The 1,664-nt window shown below is 59.4% G+C and carries 1 protein-coding gene; it reads left to right on the plus strand.

From position 1 onward, the window contains the following. The first annotated feature begins 66 nt into the window (after window positions 1–66). Window positions 67–1,512, plus strand: coding sequence for an IS1182 family transposase (locus M2427_RS42025; protein WP_280712563.1), 1,446 nt, complete (start codon window positions 67–69; stop codon window positions 1,510–1,512). The last annotated feature ends 152 nt before the right edge of the window (window positions 1,513–1,664 follow it).

Below are 1,664 nucleotides of genomic sequence, written 5' to 3' on the forward strand. Positions count from 1 at the left end.
TGACCCTGGCTGTGTGAAAAGCCACGAGTCGGCTACGATTCCTCCGTTTCCTGATGGAGGACACGGATGGGACGCTTCGTTGAAGGCGCGGACAGATCCCAGCTGACGCTCTTGCCGGAATGTCTGGAGGATTGGGTAGGCGAGGACAACGCGGTCCATGTGATAGATGTGTTTGTCGAGGCGCTCGACCTCCATGGAATGGGATTTGAGCGCGTGATCGCCAAGGAGACGGGCCGGCCCTCATATCATCCGGCGGTCCTTCTGAAGCTTTACATCTACGGTTATCTCAATCGGGTGCAGTCTAGTCGCCGCCTGGAACGTGAGGCGTGCCGAAATATCGAGGTGATGTGGCTGATCGGCCGCCTGGCTCCCGATCATAAGACGATCGCGGACTTCCGGAAGGACAATGGTGCGGCGATCCGGAAGGTTTGCGGGAAGTTCATTGCACTATGCCGGCAAATGGGCCTGTTGCAGACCCCAAGCGTCGCAATCGACGGCAGCAAGTTCAAGGCGGTGAACAATCGCGACCGCAACTTCACGCATGCCAAGATGGCGAGGCGGATGGCGCAGATTGAGGAAAGTGTCGGCCGATATCTGCGTCAACTCGATAGCGCCGATCGGCAGGAGCCATCGGAAGCAATCAGCATCAAGACGACGAGGATCAAGGAAAAGATCGCTCGGCTGAAGCAGGAGATGAGCCGCCTGGAAGTGCTTGATGCGCAGATGCGCAACACGCCGGATCAACAAATATCGCTCACCGATCCGGATGCCCGTTCGATGGCCACCAGCGGACGCGGATCGGGTGTCGTCGGCTACAATGTCCAGGTCGCGGTGGACACCGAACACCATCTGATTGTTACGCACGAGGTCATAAACGTCGGCAACGACCGAGGGCAGCTTGCTCGGATGTCGAAGCAAGCCAAAGAAGTGCTCGAAGTCGACAAACTCGATGCGGTCGCCGACCGTGGCTACTTCGACGGAGAGGAGATATTGGCCTGCGAAGAGGCTGGCGTTGCAGTCACCTTGCCCAAGCCCATGACGTCGAATGCCAAGGCGGAGGGCCGGTTCGGCAAACAGGACTTCGCCTACCTGCCTGATGAGGATGTCTACCGCTGCCCATCCGGCCAGCAGCTGCCGTATCACTTCACCAACATCGAGCATGGAATGACGTTGCGCCGTTACTGGTCGACGGCGGCATGCCAAGGCTGCGCGATCAAGAGCCAATGTACGCCGTCCAAGGAACGTCGCATCACGCGCTGGGAGCATGAACATGTGGTCGAGGAGGTCCAGAGACGGCTAGATTCCAATCCAGACGCCATGCGGACGCGGCGCGAGACAGTCGAGCATCCCTTCGGCACGATCAAGGCCCGCATGGGTGCGACCCACTTCCTAATGAAGCGCCTACGGAATGTCGCCGCTGAGATGGCGCTGCATGTCCTCGCCTATAACCTCACGCGGGTGATGAACATCGTCGGCAAACCAAGCCTGATTGCAGCCATCCGCGCCGCCTGAAGGCCGGAAAGGCGCGTCCAAAGCCGCAATACCCTGCCGCGATACTCCCTTTGGCCCAGTCATTGACGATCGGACCCGACGACATCGGCCGACTGCAATGATTGGCGGCAACGGCCGCTCCCGACCTGTGCGTTTGCACACAACCAAGACCC

It is taken from the genome of Bradyrhizobium sp. BR13661 (assembly GCF_029892425.1).
GTDB lineage: Bacteria > Pseudomonadota > Alphaproteobacteria > Rhizobiales > Xanthobacteraceae > Bradyrhizobium.

Excerpts from the sequence above, each read along its gene's own strand:
- M2427_RS42025 (WP_280712563.1), top strand. The coding sequence starts at position 67 with ATGGGACGCTTCGTTGAAGGCGCGGACAGATCCCAGCTGACGCTCTTG.